This window comes from Sphingomonas sp. BE123, assembly GCF_031456015.1.
Classification (GTDB): domain Bacteria; phylum Pseudomonadota; class Alphaproteobacteria; order Sphingomonadales; family Sphingomonadaceae; genus Sphingomonas.
In genome coordinates this window covers 496,437-511,142 of sequence record NZ_JAVDTW010000001.1, presented here as the reverse complement: position 1 = coordinate 511,142, position 14,706 = coordinate 496,437, and the positions used below count along the sequence as shown (strand labels likewise).

Genomic DNA, 14,706 nt, shown 5'->3' with positions numbered 1-14,706 from the left:
TGGACAAGCTCAGGCTGCCTTGCGCCGTTCCGCCATCTCGTCGTTGAGCATTTCGGCGAGCAGGAAGGCGAGTTCGAGACTCTGACCGGCATTGAGCCGCGGGTCGCAATGGGTGTGATAGCGGTCGGCCAGGTCGCGCTCGCTGACATCGATCATGCCGCCGGTGCATTCGGTGACATTCTGGCCGGTCATTTCGGCATGGATCCCACCGGCATAGGTGCCCTCGGCCCGGTGGACCGCGAAGAAACCGCGCACTTCGGCCAGGATGCGATCGAACGGGCGCGTCTTGTAGCCGTTGGCCGCCTTCACGACGTTGCCGTGCATCGGATCGCAGCTCCACACCACGGGATGCCCCTCGCGCTTTACCGCCCGGACCAGCTTGGGCAGGCCGTCCTCGATCTTGTCATGGCCATAGCGGGTGATCAGCGTCATCCGGCCCGGCGTGCGCGTCGGGTTCAGCGTGTCGAGCAGTCGCAGCAGCGCGTCCGGCTCGAGGCTGGGCCCGCATTTCATGCCGATCGGATTGCCGATCCCGCGCAGGAATTCGACATGCGCCGACCCGTCGAAGCGCGTACGGTCCCCGATCCACAGGAAATGCGCGCTGGTGTCGTACCAGTCGCCGGTGAGGCTGTCCTGCCGCGTCAGCGCCTGCTCATAGGGGAGCAGCAGCGCTTCATGGCTGGTGTAGAAATCGGTGCGCTTGAGCTGCGGCACGGTATCGGGATTGATTCCGCACGCTTCCATGAAGTCGAGCGCCTCGCCGATCCGGTCGGCCACATCGGCGAACTTGTCGGCCCACGGGCTGCGGCCCATGAAATCGAGCGTCCATTTGTGCACCTGGTGGAGATTGGCATAGCCGCCGCTGGCGAACGCCCGCAACAGGTTCAAGGTCGCTGCCGACTGGGTGTAACCGCGGATCATCCGCTGGGGATCCGGGATCCGCGCCTCCGCCGTGAAGGCGATGTCGTTGACATTGTCCCCGCGATAGCTTGGCAGTTCGACGCCATCGATCACTTCGGTGGGCGCCGAACGCGGCTTGGCGAACTGGCCTGCCATCCGGCCGAGCTTCACCGTCGGAAGTTTCGAGGCAAAGGTCAGGACGACGGCCATCTGCAGGATGACGCGGAAGGTGTCGCGGATGTTGTTCGGGTGGAACTCGGCAAAGCTCTCCGCACAGTCGCCGCCCTGCAGCAGGAATGCCTCGCCCCGCGACACGCGGGCAAGCTCCTGCGTCAACGCGCGCGCCTCGCCCGCGAACACCAGCGGGGGGAAGCTCGCAAGCTGCTGTGTCGCGGCATCCAGCGCATCCCGGTCGGGGTAAATCGGAAGCTGACGTGCCTCGGCCTTGGTCCAGCTGTCAGGGGTCCAGTCCATTGCCTGCTCCAGGTTGCGGACCAGTACATACCAATCCTGATGATGCGCGATGCCGTTGGCGGCAATCTGATTCACGACGGCCGGCGATGCGCGCTTTCCGTCCTCTTCCCACCCTTGAACGGTGGAACCGGGCGTGTCGAACCATGCGCCGAACGCTGCGCGGGACAGCGAGCGTTCTTCGCGAAAACGGCGGATCTTTGAACCTGCAAGTGTCGTCATACGCGGCCCTTACCCCCGGGGGGTAAATTATGGCAAGTGCTCATTTCACGCTTTCTGGGTAAATTCCGCTCGTGCATCCGCCGTTCAGGCGCGCTTCATCTGAAACCATGCGATAGGGGTGGATCGCAAAGGAGCTGCCATGTCCGGGTTGTTGACGTTGACGCTGTTGTTCGCGGCGCCGGGCCTGAGCCAGGATGGTGCCGCGCCGGCCGATCCGCCGCGGCGGGTGCGCAGCGTGCTGCTGTACGGCGATGAGGCCTGTCCCAAACCGGATGGCCCTGACGAGGTCGTGATCTGCGCCCGGCCCGGCGACTCGCCATTTCGTATTCCCAAGGAGCTGCGCAAATCGGAGCCGGGGCCGGAGGGAACGAGTTGGGTGCGGCGGGCCGAACTGGTCGATGAGGTCAACCGGCAGGTGCTGCCCGGCAGTTGTTCGCCGATCGGCAGCTATGGCCAGAGCGGGTGCACGATCCGGATGCTGCAGCAGTGGAAGGCCGAGCAGCGGGCCAAGAAGGCCGAAGAGGCGGCCATCCCCGGCGGGGAAGACTGACCCGCTATTGCCCAAATCCGGGTTCGGCCGCGCGGGCGACCGCTTCGCGCGCCGCAGCGAACAGCGCGCCGGACTTCGCCTCGCACTCGCGTTGTTCATATGCAGGATCACTGTCCGCGACGATCCCGGCGCCGGCGGTGACATGCATCGTGCCGTCCTTCACCACCGCAGTGCGCAGCACGATGCAGCTGTCCATCGAACCGTCCGGCGAGAAATAGCCAACGCCCCCGGCATAGGGGCCGCGCTGGTCGCGCTCCAGCTCGGCGATGATCTCGCACGCCCGGACCTTGGGCGCGCCGCTGACCGTTCCGGCAGGGAAGCCGGCGAACAAGGCGTCGAGCGCATCGGCGTCAGGGCGCAACCGGCCGACGACGTTGGACACGATGTGCATGACATGGCTGTAGAATTCGACGGTGTAGCTGTCGGTAACCTGGACCGATCCGGCCTGGGCGACCCGACCGACATCGTTGCGGCCAAGGTCGAGCAGCATCAGATGTTCGGCGCGCTCCTTGGCATCGGCGAGCAGGCTGTCGCGGTTGGCGACGTCCTCGGCGGCGTCCTTGCCGCGCGGACGCGTGCCGGCGATCGGGCGGATCGTGACCTCGCCATCGCGGACGCGAACCAGGATTTCGGGGCTCGACCCGGTCAGCGCGAAGCCGGGCAGGTCGAGGAAATAGAGGAATGGCGACGGGTTCACGCGGCGCAGTGCCCGGTACAGTTCGATCGGCGGCAGCGCAAAGGGCGCGGTGAAGCGCTGGGCCAGGACGACCTGGAAGATGTCGCCGGCGGTGATGTATTCCTTGGCGCGGTTCACCATCGCGGCATAGTCGGCCGGGTCGGTCACCGGGGCCGGAACGATCGCGACCGGGTCCGCAGTAGCGCGTGGCGGGAGCGGGGCGCTTGCCAGCCGGGCGGCGGTGGCATCAATCCGGTCGGCAGCTTCCGCGATCAACCGGTCCGAATCGACGCCAGCCGTCGGCCAAACCGGGGCGACCAGGAACAGCGAGTCAGCCAGGCGATCAAAGATCAGGATCACGGTCGGGCGGACGAAGATCATGTCCGGCAATCCGAGCGGATCGTTCGCGGCGCGGGGCAGGGTTTCGACCAGCCCGATCGTCTCGTAGCTGAAATAGCCGACCAGACAGGCCAACGCCCGGGGAAGCGCCTCGGGAACGTCGATCCGGCACGATTGCACTAGGGCGCGCAGCGCGTCGAGCGTGGGCAAATCGGTCGCGGTGAACGCGTCGGGGTCGGTCAGCCACTGGGCATTGACCTCGGCGCGGTCGCCATTGGCGCGAAACACCAGATCGGGGGCGAGCCCGATCATGCTGTGGCGGCCGCGCACCGCGCCGCCTTCGACCGATTCGAGCAGGAAGTCGCCGCGCCCCGGCTCGATCAGCCGCAGCGCAGCGGCAACCGGGGTGTCGGTGTCGGCGAGCTGGCGGCGCCACACCAGCGCCGGTTTTCCTGCGTCGAGTGCCGCCCGTGCCGCCTCGGCCCCTTCGATCACGCCGTGCATCCGATCAATTGCCGCCGGAGGCCTGACCGCTGAGCTGGGCGCGAACCCGGGCAATCGCCGCTTCGTTGCGCTTCACCGTGACCGCCTTGCGCGCCGCTGCGGCGAACTGTTCGACATATTCATCGCCGATCAGCTGGCCAAGGCCACCACGGGTCTGGGCGATGAGCGCCGCATTGCCGCGTGCATTGCCGGGTTCGATCGCATCGAGCCGGACGATCCAATAGCCGCCGCCCTGCGGCGCCGCGACGGTCTTGGCGGTATTGGCGGCCATGCTGAACATCAGGCGGACCGGCGGCGGAAGCTGATCCCCCATCTGGGCAATCTGGCCACGCATCGCGTCGAGCGGCTGGACCGCAGGAAGCTTCAGGCCGCTCTCCTGCATCGCCTGGGCGATCGGCATGCCCTTGTTCACTTTGGCGAGGATCGCGTTTGCGGCCTTGCGGGCGCCTTCCAGCTGACGGCTGCGGACGAGATCGTCGGCAACGGTCGGCCGGATTTCGGCCAGCGGCCGGGGCGCCGCCGCGACGACGCGCTCGGTCTTTACCAGCGCAAAGCCGCCATCGGTACCGATCGGGGCGAGCTGGGGATCATCGCCGGTTTCCATGCTGAAGCCAGCCTGGGCGATCTGGGCGAGCACGGGATCCGGCGCGGCATCGGTGGCCGGAGCGGGGCGGCCATCGGCGAACAGCGGCGCGCTGGTCTGCGGCTGCAGCTTCGCATCGGCCACCAGTTCGTCGAAGGTCGAGTTGCCGGCAATGCCGCTGTCGATCCGGGCGCGCAGATCGGCCAGCGCTTCAGCCAGCTTGCGCTGCGACAATGCCTCGGCCAGTTCGCCGCGGACCTGATCGAGCGTCTTGCCGGCGACCTGTTCGATTTTCTCGACGCGGACGATATGCCAGCCAAGCGGCGACCGCAGCGGGCCGACCACCGTGCCTTCGCCGCCGGCAAAGGCGGCGGTTGCGATGGCCGGGCTGCTCGCCTTGGCAAAGGCCTGCTGCTCCGCATTGGGAATGGTCGAGGCCTGAAGCCCGGCGGCGCGGGCGGCGTCGGCCATCGCGGTGCCGGCCTTGACCTTTTCCGCGATCTGCTTTGCCGTCGCTTCGCTGGCGACGATGATCTGCGCCAGGTTGCGGCGCGTGCTGGCAGCATATTGCGACGCATTGCGCTTATATTCGGCGGCGATCTCGGCGTCGGTTGCCTTAGTCGTTTCGGCGAATTGCGCAGGGCTTACGACCGCGTAGCGCATCACGCGCCGTTCGGGCAGAGTGTAGCGCGCGCTGTTGCGCTGATAATAGGTCTGCAGTTCGGCAGCGGTCGGCGGCGTTCCCGGAGCAATCGCACCGATCGGGACATAGCCGACCGAACCCTTGCGCCGCTCAAGCTGAAGCGAGGCATAGGGCAGGGCGAATTCGGTGGGCACGGGGCCGGCGACGGCGAGCGGTTCGATCAGCCACTGAATCATCGTCTGGCGACGGATGTCGGCGCGGACCTGTTCGGCGGTCAGGCGCTGATCCTGGAGGAACTGGTCAAAGCGCTGCTGGCTGAACTTGCCGTCAAACCCCTGAAATCCGGGCAGCGACGCGATCTGGCCGTCGATCGCGGCGGGCGACACGGCCATGCCCTGCTGGCGGGCATATTCCTCAAGCGCCATGCCGTCGATCACCTGGTTCAGCACCTGATCGAACCCGCCGGTGCGGACGAACTGGGCCATGTCGAGCATCGGCTGCTGTTCGCGGACGCGGTCGAGCGCGTTGCTCAGGCGGTCCTGCAATTCCTGTTCGGTCAGCTTCCGCTCGCCCACCTCGACCAGCGGTCCGCCGGTGGAGGGACCGCCAACGCCGAGATTCTGGACGTCCATCATCGCAAAGCCGACGCCGAGCGCGACGAGCAGCAGGAGGGCGACGATCTTGCCGGGGGTCGAGAAAATGACGCGGCGCAAATTGGTGAGCATGGAAACTCGCAGCAAAGGAAAGGATTGCGCCCGCTTTAGGGGGCAGCGGGAACGGCATCAAGCGACATCGGCACCGGGTGTTGCGCCGGGTCGGGCAAGGTTCTTGTGCATGGCCCGCGCCCCGCCTATCGCGCCGGGCAGCGACAATGTCCGATAATGGACAATCAGGGGACACAGGATGCGGCGCAAGCTGGTGGCGGGAAACTGGAAGATGAACGGCGTAACCGACTCGCTGGGCGAGGTGGCAGCGATCGCCAGTGCGGCGGCTGCGCATCCCGGCGTCGATGTCGCCTTGTGTCCCCCGGCGACGCTGATCGCCCCGGCCGTCGCGGTGGCCGGCGGGATGCCGATCGGCGGGCAGGATTGCCACGAGAATGACAGCGGCGCGCATACCGGGTGCATCTCGGCCCCGATGCTCAAGGACGCCGGCGCGACGCTGACCATCGTCGGCCATAGCGAGCGGCGCGCGGACCAGAACGAAACCAGCCATGACGCCTGGGCCAAGGCAGCGGCGGCGCATCGCCACGGCCTCAATGTCATCCTGTGCGTCGGCGAGACCGAGGCGGAGCGCAACGCCGGTCGCGCCGAGCGGGTGGTGCAGGCACAGATCGAGAAGTCGGTGCCCGAGGATGCCGATGGCAGCTGGTTCACTTTGGCCTATGAGCCGCGCTGGGCGATTGGCACCGGGCGCACCCCGACGCTGGAAGAGATCGAGCTGATCCACGCCATCGCCCGCGCCAAGCTGGGCATGATGGTCGGGGCGGAGAAGGCCGAGGCGATCCGGATTCTCTATGGCGGATCGGTGACCGGGGCCAATGCCGGCGAGATCCTGGCGGTCGACAATGTCGACGGCGCGCTGGTCGGCGGAGCGAGCCTGACCGCCGCGAAGTTCGTGCCGATCATCGAAGCCGCTGCAAAGCTGTAAGCGATGACCGATGCGCCCCCCGACGTGCCGGAAACGCCGGGGCGACGGGTCGGGCGGTGGCTGCTCGCGCTGTTTTACGCCGCGGCGGGGGTGGCGCATGTCCTGTTCACCGATGCGATGGCGCGGATCGTTCCCGCTTGGGTGCCATGGGATGCGCGCGAGGTGGTGCTGACCACCGGCGCGGTCGAGCTGATCTGCGCCGCCGCGTTGCTGACGCGCAAATGGCGGCTGACTGCCGGCTGGGCGCTGGCGCTCTATGCGCTGTGCGTGTGGCCGGCCAATGTGAAGCACGCGATGATCGACCTGGCGTGGCTGGGCGGGAGCGGGACGGGGCTGTCGGCCTGGTACCATGTGCCGCGCTTGCTGGCGCAGCCGTTGCTGATTGCCTGGGCGCTGTGGGCGGTTGGCGCGGTGCGGGTCGAGCGGGGCGTGGCAGTGCGAAAGGAACTGTCCGGACGAAACTGACAGATTCTGCGTGTGTACGCGCGGGCTGTCAGCTTCGCGTCGGGGCGCTGGCGTGAGGGCGTTGGCAAAGCTGCGAGGCGTAGCGGCGAGCATCGGCGGTCCCATGGCGCGAGGGGACCGTTTCGATATGTCCGGCAGGGGTCTGTAGGAAAGCGGTTTCGGCGAAGAATTCGGTCAGCCGGCGGCGGCGTCGTGGCGGTCCAGCGCGGGGAGCAGCGCGCGGATCTTCCACGCCTCTGCCGCATAGTTGATCGGCGCGAAGGTGAGGATGCGCGGCCAGCCACCGGGCTGCACCGGGAGCAAGGGATAGATCTTCTGCTGCTGGCTGGCGAGGCAAGCGGCCACCATGCGCGTCAACATCGTCACGGCATCGCGATAGGGACCCCACAGGGCCGGACAGGGGGGCGCGTGCCAGCGCGCGACGTGGCGGGTGAAATGGCCATAGACGCCGGCCATGTCGCGGCTGGAGCGGACCGCGCGCTCGGCAACGCCCGGGCGCGAGTCCCGCGACATCGGTTCGAGCAGCTCCTTTTCGGTTCGCGCGAAGAACAGCAGCATTTCGCGTGTGAAGTTCCAGCGCAGGTGCATCAGCGGATCGAGATTGCCCGGATGCGGCGCCGCGACAAATGCCTGAAGCGCGTCGATGGCGCCGAGCACCCGCGCGGATTGCGCATTGAGCGAAAGGATGAGGCGATCGTCGGACATGACACCGGCGTAGCACCGCGCGGCGCGGCGCACATTCCGGTGAATCTACCCGCTGAAGCTGTGCGGAGGTCGCGAGTCAGCGGTTGTTTACCACACTCCCGGTGCCGCGCTGCCCTGGACGGGGCAGCGGCGGCCCTCAGGCATCGATGGTGACGAAGCTGTCCATCACCCGCTTCCGGCCCGCCGTCTCGAATTCGATCTCCAGCTTGTTGCCTTCGATCTCGACGATCGCGCCATAGCCGAACTTCTGGTGGAAGACGCGCATGCCGAGCGAGAGGTCGTCGCGGCCCTTGTTGCCGAGGCTGACTGCGCTGCCGCGGTTCTCCACGACGCGCTTGGGGGCGGTGGTGAAAGTGGAGCTGGGGGCGGCGGCGCGTTGCCAGCCGGGGCCACGGCCGGTGCCGCGTCCGACATGGGCGAAGGGGTCGGTGTGTTCGCTCCAGTTGGCGCGCCACAGGCTCGCGCCGCCGGAGAGGGTGCTTTCCTCTTCGATATGTTCCTTGGGCAGTTCGCCGACGAAGCGGCTGGGGATGCTGCTGGTCCATTGGCCGTAGATGCGGCGGTTGGCGGCGTGCAGGATCGTCGCCTGGCGGCGGGCGCGGGTGATCGCGACATAGGCGAGGCGGCGTTCTTCCTCCAATGAGGCGAGCCCGCCTTCGTCGAGCGAACGCTGGCTGGGGAACAGCCCTTCCTCCCACCCGGCAAGGAAGACGGTATCGAATTCCAGCCCCTTGGCCGCGTGGATGGTCATGATCGTGACCTTGGGCTCGTCGGCGTTATTCTCGTTGTCCATGACGAGCGAGACGTGTTCGAGGAACGCGCCGAGCGTCTCATATTCCTCCATCGCGCGGACGAGTTCGGACAGGTTCTCGAGGCGGCCGGCGGCTTCGGCGGTGCGGTCCGCCTGCCACATCGCGGTGTAGCCACTTTCGTCGAGGATGATCTGGGCGAGTTCGGTGTGTGGCAGCTGGCCGATGCGGGTGGGCGGCAGCGCTTCGCCCTCCACGGGCGCGGGGGCGCGGAGCATCTGGCTCCAGCGGGCGACGTCGCCGACGAAGCTGCCGAGTGCGCGGCGGGCTTGCGGCGTGAGTTCGTCGGTGTCGAGGATGCGCGCGGCGGCGACGAGCAGCGGAATGCCCTCGCTGCGGCCGAGCATGTGGATCTTGGCAATCGCCTTGTCGCCGAGGCCGCGCTTGGGAACGTTGACGATGCGTTCGAAGGCAAGGTCGTCGGCGGGCTGGTGGACGAGGCGGAGATAGGCGAGCGCGTCGCGGATTTCGGCGCGTTCGTAGAAGCGGAAGCCGCCGACGATGCGATAGGGCAGGCCGGTCGCGATGAAACGGTCTTCGAACTCGCGCGTCTGGTGCTGCGCGCGCACGAGGATGGCGAAATCGTCGAGCGATTTGCCGGTGCGGATGCGGGCGGATTCGATGTCCTCACCGACGCGGCGCGCCTCCTCCGGGCCGTCCCAGACGCCGATGACGCGGACCTTCTCGCCCGCGTCGATCTCGGTCCACAATTGCTTGCCGAGGCGGCCGGAGTTGTTCGCGATCACCGCGCCGGCGGCGGCGAGAATGTGCGGGGTGGAGCGGTAATTCTGTTCAAGGCGGATCACCTTGGCGCCCGGGAAGTCCTTTTCGAACTTCAGGATATTTTCCACCTGCGCGCCTCGCCAGCTGTAGATCGACTGATCGTCGTCGCCGACGCAGCAGATATTCTTGCGTTCTTGAGCAAGGAGTCTCAGCCAGAGATACTGGACGCTGTTGGTGTCCTGATACTCGTCCACCATGATGTAGCGGAAGCGCTGCTGATAGTGCTGCAGCACGTCGCGGTGCGTGCGCAGGATGGTGAGCATGTGCAGCAGCAGGTCGCCGAAGTCGCAGGCGTTGAGCGCGCGCAGCCGGTCCTGATATTGCTGGTAGAGCGCCTGCCCCTTGCCATTGGCGAAATGCTCGGACTCGCCTGCGTCGAGCATGTCGGGGGTGAGGCCTTTGTTCTTCCACCCGTCGATCAGGCCGCCAAGCTGGCGCGCGGGCCAGCGTTTTTCGTCGAGGTCGTTGGCGACGATCAGCTGCTTGAGCAGGCGCAACTGGTCGTCGGTGTCGAGGATGGTGAAGTTGCTCTGCAGCCCGACCAGTTCGGCGTGGCGGCGCAGCATCTTGGCACCGATCGCGTGGAAGGTGCCGAGCCACGGCATCCCCTCAACCGCGTCGCCGACATGGTGGCGGACGCGTTCGCGCATCTCGCGCGCGGCCTTGTTGGTGAAGGTGACCGACAGGATCTCCGACGGATAGGCGCGGCGGGTCCAGAGCAGGTGGGCGAGCCGCGCGGTGAGGGCGGCGGTCTTGCCCGTGCCTGCGCCGGCGAGGACGAGCACGGGGCCGTCGAGCGTGAGGACGGCATCGCGCTGCGGCGCATTGAGGCCGCGCAGATAGGGGGGATCGTCGGCGGAAGGCTGAGGTACGGACATTGCGAACAGGTAGGGAACGCGGCGAGTCGGGGCAAGCGGCATTGCGTCGGTAGTTGCCGGGGCGCGCGGAGTGGGGCAGGGAAGGCCCATGCTGGATAAACTGAAGCGCAGGTTCGACAAACGCAGGCTCGTGCTGATCGCGGCGCTGGCCGGGGTGGCGCTGTATGTCGGGTGGCGGACGAACGGGTTCGAAGGACAACAGCCCGAGCAGAAGCCGTGCGTCGAGGGGCGGAACGAGATCAAGGACAAGGACGGCAAGGTGGTGCAGGTGACGCGCACGACCTGTTACGAGAACAAGGAATAACGGCGCCGGGGGGGCGCCGACACGGGGAGGACATGGATGGACGCTGAGCGGACGCGGCGGCGGCGCGCCTTGTGGGCGAGCTTTGTCGGCACGGGGATCGAATTCTACGATTTCTATATCTACGCGACCGCTGCTGCCCTCGTGTTCGGGCAGATCTTCTTTCCCAAGAGCGATGCCGGGGTTCAGCAGATGCTGAGCTTTGCCACGCTGGGCGTCGCTTTCTTTGCCCGGCCGCTGGGGGCGGCGGTGTTCGGCCATTATGGCGACCGGATCGGACGCAAGGCGACCCTGGTCGCGTCGCTGCTCACCATGGGCGTGTCGACGACCCTGGTGGCGTTCCTGCCAACCTATGAGATGGCGGGATGGGTGGCGCCATTTGCGCTGTGCGTGCTGCGCTTCGGGCAGGGCTTTGGTCTGGGCGGCGAGTGGGGCGGCGCGGCGCTGCTCGCGGTCGAGAATGCACCGCCGGGCTGGCGCGCGCGCTTCGGCAGCGCGCCGCAGATGGGCGCGCCCGCCGGGTTCATTGCCGCCAATGGGCTGTTCCTGCTGCTGCTGAGCTGGATGAGCCCGGCCGAGTTCGCGGAATGGGGCTGGCGCATTCCGTTCGCGCTGTCGGCGGCGCTGGTGCTGGTCGGGCTGTGGGTGCGCCTGAAACTGGGCGAGACGCCGGAGTTCAAGGCGTGCCTGGCCGAAGCGCCGCCGGCGAAGGTGCCGCTGGGCGAAGTGGTCGGGCGGCATGGCGCGGTACTGATGGGCGGGACACTGGGCGCGGTCTGCTGTTTCGCCACCTATTATATCGCGACCGCGTTCCTGCTCGGCTGGGGGACCAAGTCGCTCGGCTATGCGATGGGCGATTTTCTGGGGGTGCAGCTGGTCGCGATCCTGTTCATGGCGGCGGGGATCTACCTTGCCGCATGGGCGGCGGATGCGCGCTGGGATCCGCGCCGCGTGCTGGCGGGCGGATGCGTGATGGTTGCGGCGAGCGGGTTCGCGATCGCGCCGCTGATGGGCGCAGGGCTGGGCGGCGTGTTCGCGTTCCTTGCGCTGCTGCTGTTCGCGATGGGGTTCGTCTATGGGCCGCTGAGTGCGTGGCTGACCGACCTGTTTCCGGCGCGGGTGCGCTATACCGGCGTGTCGATGGCGTTCAACATTGCCGGCGTGATCGGCGGGGGACTGACCCCGGTCATTGCGCAGAAGCTGGCGATGGATGCGGGGCTGGCGCCGGTGGGCTGGTATCTGAGCGCGGCGGCGGCGTTGAGCCTGGTGGCGCTGCTGGCGCTGAAGGGGCGAGCGGGTCAGGGGTAGCGTTGACGGGTGTGGAGGATGCGGAGGATACGGACCCGGTCGTCCAGAACGCGATACACCAACACATAATTCGGATGGACGATCAACTCTCGCGTGTCGGGCAGGCGCCCGGGGCGATATGCGAGTGGGAGCGCCAAGGCACGTTCAGCGCCTTCGCGGATGCGTTGGTTCATTCGCAGCGCCGCAGAGACATTCCGTTCGGCGATAAAGGTGAAGATGTCGCGCAGATCGCGCCGGGCGTCAGCCGCCCATACGAGCTTGCGCTGCACGATGCTTTTCGATGATCGAGTCGATCTCCGCCATTACTTGGTCATGCGGCACGTCGGGTTCAGGGGAGTCGAGCGCCGCCTGCACCTGGGCGCGGAACCAGGTTTCATAGGCTTGCGCCTCTTCCTCGGTTTCGAATTCCGAGTAGATCGGGTCGAGCTTTCCCATGGCGGCACTATGCGCCGTCAGGTGGCGGGTCGCAAGATTGTCAGCTTGGCCTTGCCGTGAACCCGCTCCGTATCGGTCACGAATCCCGCGACCGCGACGGCCTCTGCCTTGGCGGTTTCGATGCTGATCCAGGTGGCAGGGCCGGTCCAGCCGAGCCGGGCAAGCTTGTCGAGCGCGACCGATCCGGCGCCCGTGCCATAAGGCGGGTCCATCATGATCAGGTCGAGCGGCTTGGGCGCGGGGCCGAGCGAGAGCACCGATCCGGCGCGGATGTCGGGGCGGATGCCGAGCTTGTCGGCGTTTGCGCGCAGGGCGTCGAGCGCGGCGCGGTCCTGTTCGACGAACAGGCAGGAGGCTGCACCGCGCGAGAGTGCCTCAAGCCCGAGCGCGCCCGAACCCGCGAACAGGTCGGCGACGGCCAGCCCCTCGAAACTGCCGACCCGGCTCGTCAGCATCGAGAACAGCGCCTCACGCGTGCGATCGGCGGTGGGGCGGGTGGCGTCCCCCTTGGGCGCGACGAGCGGGCGGCCGCGCCAGGTGCCGGCGATGATCCTCATGAGCGGGGGCCTCGCTTACCGGGCGCGGGCGTGCCGCGCGGGGGTCTGGTCGGGCCACCCTTGCCAGTCGGCGGGCGCTTGCCGGGCGCCGCGGTGGGGCGACGATCGGTGGGACGCGCGCGCTTGGGCCGGTCGAGCAGCGGGCTGCCGTCATCGTCATGCTGGGCGTGGCGCGGGGTCGAAGGCTTGGCGAAGGGCTTGCCCGACGCAGGAGCGGATCGACCGGGCGCATCGGGGCGCGGGTTTCGTCCCGGTCGGACGGGACCCTCAGCGGTGGCGGGCCGCGGTCGGCGTTGCCCTTCGGCCTGACCCTCGCCGAACGGGGCAGGGTTGGCTTGTCGTTGCGTCTTGGCCTGATGGCGGCGGCGTTGGCCGACGCCGAATTTCTCGGGTCCCTTTTTCTCGGCCTCGGGGCGTTGCGGACGTGCGGGCTTATAGGCTTCGGGCTCGCTGATCTGGGCGCCGGCCTTGCGGCGCTCGGCGCGGTTGGCCGGAGGCGTCGCGGCAGGGTCTGCAGGCGCCGCTTCGGGGGGCGCATCGATCGCCTTGGACTTGCCCGACAAGTGCAGGTTGGATGCGGCCTTGCCGCCGCCGGGGCCGGTCAGCGCCTTGCGGAAGACGATCAGGTCGTGCTGGCGGATTTCGTCGACCGCACCGACGGGCATGTCGGCGAGTTCGAACGGGCCGTAGCGGGTGCGGATCAGGCGGCTGACCTTGAGCCCGAGATGTTCTAGGACACGGCGGACTTCGCGGTTCTTGCCCTCGGTCAGCGTCAGTTCGATCCAGACGTTCGCGCCGGTGCGGCGTTCGAGATTGGCGTTGATCGAGCCGTAGCGGACGCCTTCGATCTCGACGCCGAGCATCAGCTCCTCAAGCTGTTCCTGGCTGACCTGACCATAGGCCCGCGCGCGGTAGCTGCGTTCGACCCCGGTGGCAGGGAGTTCGAGTTGGCGCTTCAACTCGCCATCGGTGGTCATCAGGAGCAGCCCCTCGGTCGACAAGTCGAGGCGGCCGACCGGCATCAGGCGCGGCAGACCCTTTGGCAGCGTGTCATAGATGGTCGGGCGGCCGGCGGGGTCACGCTCCGTGGTGAGCAGTCCGGCGGGCTTGTGGAAGCGGAACAGCCGCGCCGGGGCGGGCGCGGCGACCGGATTGCCATCGACGGTGACGCCGTGAAGCGAGGTGAGCACGGTCGCGGGCGTGGTCAGGACCTGACCGTCGAGCGCGACGCGGCCCTCGGCGATCATGCGTTCGACCTCGCGTCGCGAGGCAATGCCGGCGCGGGCGAGCAGCTTGGCGATACGGTCGCCTGGCCTGGAGGATTCAGGAGTGGGTGCAGGGGACATTCGGGCGCGATACAGCGGCTTTCGGTTTCGCGCAAAAATCTTGTGCTTGGGCGAACCCGAATGCGCGCAATGCGTTTGACAGGCGTAACGTTCGGGTGGGTCATGGTGTTCGGAAAGAAGAAACGGCGGATCGTTCGGGTGCTGATCGTCGAGGACGAGCCGCTGGTGGCGTTCGATACCGAACATTTCCTGTCGGATGAGGGCTTTACCGTTGTCGCCACGACCGATTCGGTGGGTGAGGCGATCGGCCATATCATTGCACCGGATAAGCCCGATATCGTGCTGGTCGATCTGGGGCTGCGCGATGGCAATGGCGCGGATGTGGCGCATGCGGCGTGTGCCGAAAACATCCCGGTACTGATCGTCACCGGGCGCGATCCCGATGCGTTCGAAGCGATCGGGCTTGGCTGCCTGATAAAGCCGTACAAGCAGCGCGACCTGATTGCGGCAATCGACATTTGCGAGGCGCTGACCGAAGGGCGGACGCCCAAGCGCATTCCGTCCGCCCTGCGCCTGTTCCAGCCCGTCGCGCAATAATCCGTCCCCGGGCTTTGCAGCCGCGTTTTTCCCGCTAGGGTTCG

The 14,706-nt window shown here is 67.4% G+C and carries 15 protein-coding genes; 6 read left to right on the top strand and 9 right to left on the bottom strand.

The features are described from left to right. Nucleotides 1-9: 9 nt before the first annotated feature. Complete coding sequence (locus J2Y54_RS02400; RefSeq protein WP_310036631.1) at nt 10-1,593, bottom strand: class II 3-deoxy-7-phosphoheptulonate synthase; 1,584 nt, start codon at nt 1,591-1,593, stop codon at nt 10-12. A gap of 139 nt (nt 1,594-1,732) precedes the next feature. Between J2Y54_RS02400 and J2Y54_RS02395 the strand changes: the two genes are divergently transcribed. Beyond that, complete coding sequence (locus J2Y54_RS02395; protein WP_310036628.1) at nt 1,733-2,143, top strand: hypothetical protein; 411 nt, start codon at nt 1,733-1,735, stop codon at nt 2,141-2,143. Nucleotides 2,144-2,147: 4 nt separating this feature from the next. On the opposite strand, the gene trpE is transcribed toward J2Y54_RS02395, so the two are convergent. Beyond that, on the bottom strand, nt 2,148-3,662 hold the full coding sequence (trpE, locus tag J2Y54_RS02390) for an anthranilate synthase component I (protein WP_310036625.1): 1,515 nt from the start codon (nt 3,660-3,662) through the stop codon (nt 2,148-2,150). A 4-nt stretch (nt 3,663-3,666) separates the two neighbouring features. Next, entirely contained in the window at nt 3,667-5,613 is a 1,947-nt protein-coding gene (locus J2Y54_RS02385) for a SurA N-terminal domain-containing protein (protein ID WP_310036623.1), read from the bottom strand. A 178-nt stretch (nt 5,614-5,791) separates the two neighbouring features. On the opposite strand from J2Y54_RS02385, the gene tpiA reads away from it, so the two are divergent. Together tpiA and J2Y54_RS02375 are read left to right on the top strand one after the other, a co-directional pair. Then, nucleotides 5,792-6,538 (top strand): triose-phosphate isomerase, encoded by a 747-nt coding sequence (gene tpiA / locus J2Y54_RS02380; RefSeq protein WP_310036622.1) that lies wholly within the window; start codon nt 5,792-5,794, stop codon nt 6,536-6,538. Nucleotides 6,539-6,541: 3 nt separating this feature from the next. Next, entirely contained in the window at nt 6,542-7,003 is a 462-nt protein-coding gene (locus J2Y54_RS02375; protein ID WP_310036619.1) for a hypothetical protein, read from the top strand. 174 nt (nt 7,004-7,177) lie between these two features. Here J2Y54_RS02375 and J2Y54_RS02370 read toward each other — a convergent pair whose 3' ends face one another. Both J2Y54_RS02370 and J2Y54_RS02365 read right to left on the bottom strand, forming a co-directional pair. Continuing rightward, nucleotides 7,178-7,708 carry a hypothetical protein gene (locus J2Y54_RS02370; protein ID WP_310036618.1) on the bottom strand — a complete coding sequence of 177 codons (531 nt, stop codon included), beginning with the start codon at nt 7,706-7,708 and terminating at the stop codon, nt 7,178-7,180. Nucleotides 7,709-7,844: 136 nt separating this feature from the next. Continuing rightward, nucleotides 7,845-10,178, bottom strand: a complete 2,334-nt coding sequence (locus J2Y54_RS02365; RefSeq protein WP_310036616.1) for a UvrD-helicase domain-containing protein — start codon at nt 10,176-10,178, stop codon at nt 7,845-7,847. An 88-nt stretch (nt 10,179-10,266) separates the two neighbouring features. Between J2Y54_RS02365 and J2Y54_RS02360 the strand changes: the two genes are divergently transcribed. Next, a complete protein-coding gene (locus J2Y54_RS02360) occupies nt 10,267-10,482 on the top strand; it encodes a hypothetical protein (RefSeq protein WP_310036613.1) in 216 nt (71 codons plus the stop codon). Between the two features lie 36 nt (nt 10,483-10,518). Then, entirely contained in the window at nt 10,519-11,787 is a 1,269-nt protein-coding gene (locus tag J2Y54_RS02355; protein WP_310036610.1) for an MFS transporter, read from the top strand. Here the strand turns inward: J2Y54_RS02355 and J2Y54_RS02350 are convergent. From J2Y54_RS02350 to J2Y54_RS02335, 4 genes are read right to left on the bottom strand one after another with little or no spacing between them, the layout of a single operon-like run. Beyond that, nucleotides 11,778-12,056, bottom strand: coding sequence for a type II toxin-antitoxin system RelE/ParE family toxin (locus tag J2Y54_RS02350; protein ID WP_310036609.1), 279 nt, complete (start codon nt 12,054-12,056; stop codon nt 11,778-11,780). The genes J2Y54_RS02355 and J2Y54_RS02350 overlap by 10 nt on opposite strands. After that, complete coding sequence (locus tag J2Y54_RS02345; protein ID WP_310036607.1) at nt 12,028-12,222, bottom strand: stability determinant; 195 nt, start codon at nt 12,220-12,222, stop codon at nt 12,028-12,030. Before J2Y54_RS02345 ends, J2Y54_RS02350 begins: the two co-directional genes overlap by 29 nt. Nucleotides 12,223-12,239: 17 nt before the next feature. Continuing rightward, the gene (gene rsmD / locus J2Y54_RS02340) at nt 12,240-12,779 is read right to left on the bottom strand and encodes a 16S rRNA (guanine(966)-N(2))-methyltransferase RsmD (protein ID WP_310036604.1); all 540 of its coding nucleotides are present in this window, start codon (nt 12,777-12,779) and stop codon (nt 12,240-12,242) included. After that, the gene (locus J2Y54_RS02335) at nt 12,776-14,125 is read right to left on the bottom strand and encodes a pseudouridine synthase (RefSeq protein ID WP_310036602.1); all 1,350 of its coding nucleotides are present in this window, start codon (nt 14,123-14,125) and stop codon (nt 12,776-12,778) included. Before J2Y54_RS02335 ends, rsmD begins: the two co-directional genes overlap by 4 nt. A 69-nt stretch (nt 14,126-14,194) precedes the next feature. Between J2Y54_RS02335 and J2Y54_RS02330 the strand changes: the two genes are divergently transcribed. Beyond that, nucleotides 14,195-14,662 carry a response regulator gene (locus J2Y54_RS02330; RefSeq protein ID WP_310036600.1) on the top strand — a complete coding sequence of 156 codons (468 nt, stop codon included), beginning with the start codon at nt 14,195-14,197 and terminating at the stop codon, nt 14,660-14,662. The last annotated feature ends 44 nt before the right edge of the window (nt 14,663-14,706 follow it).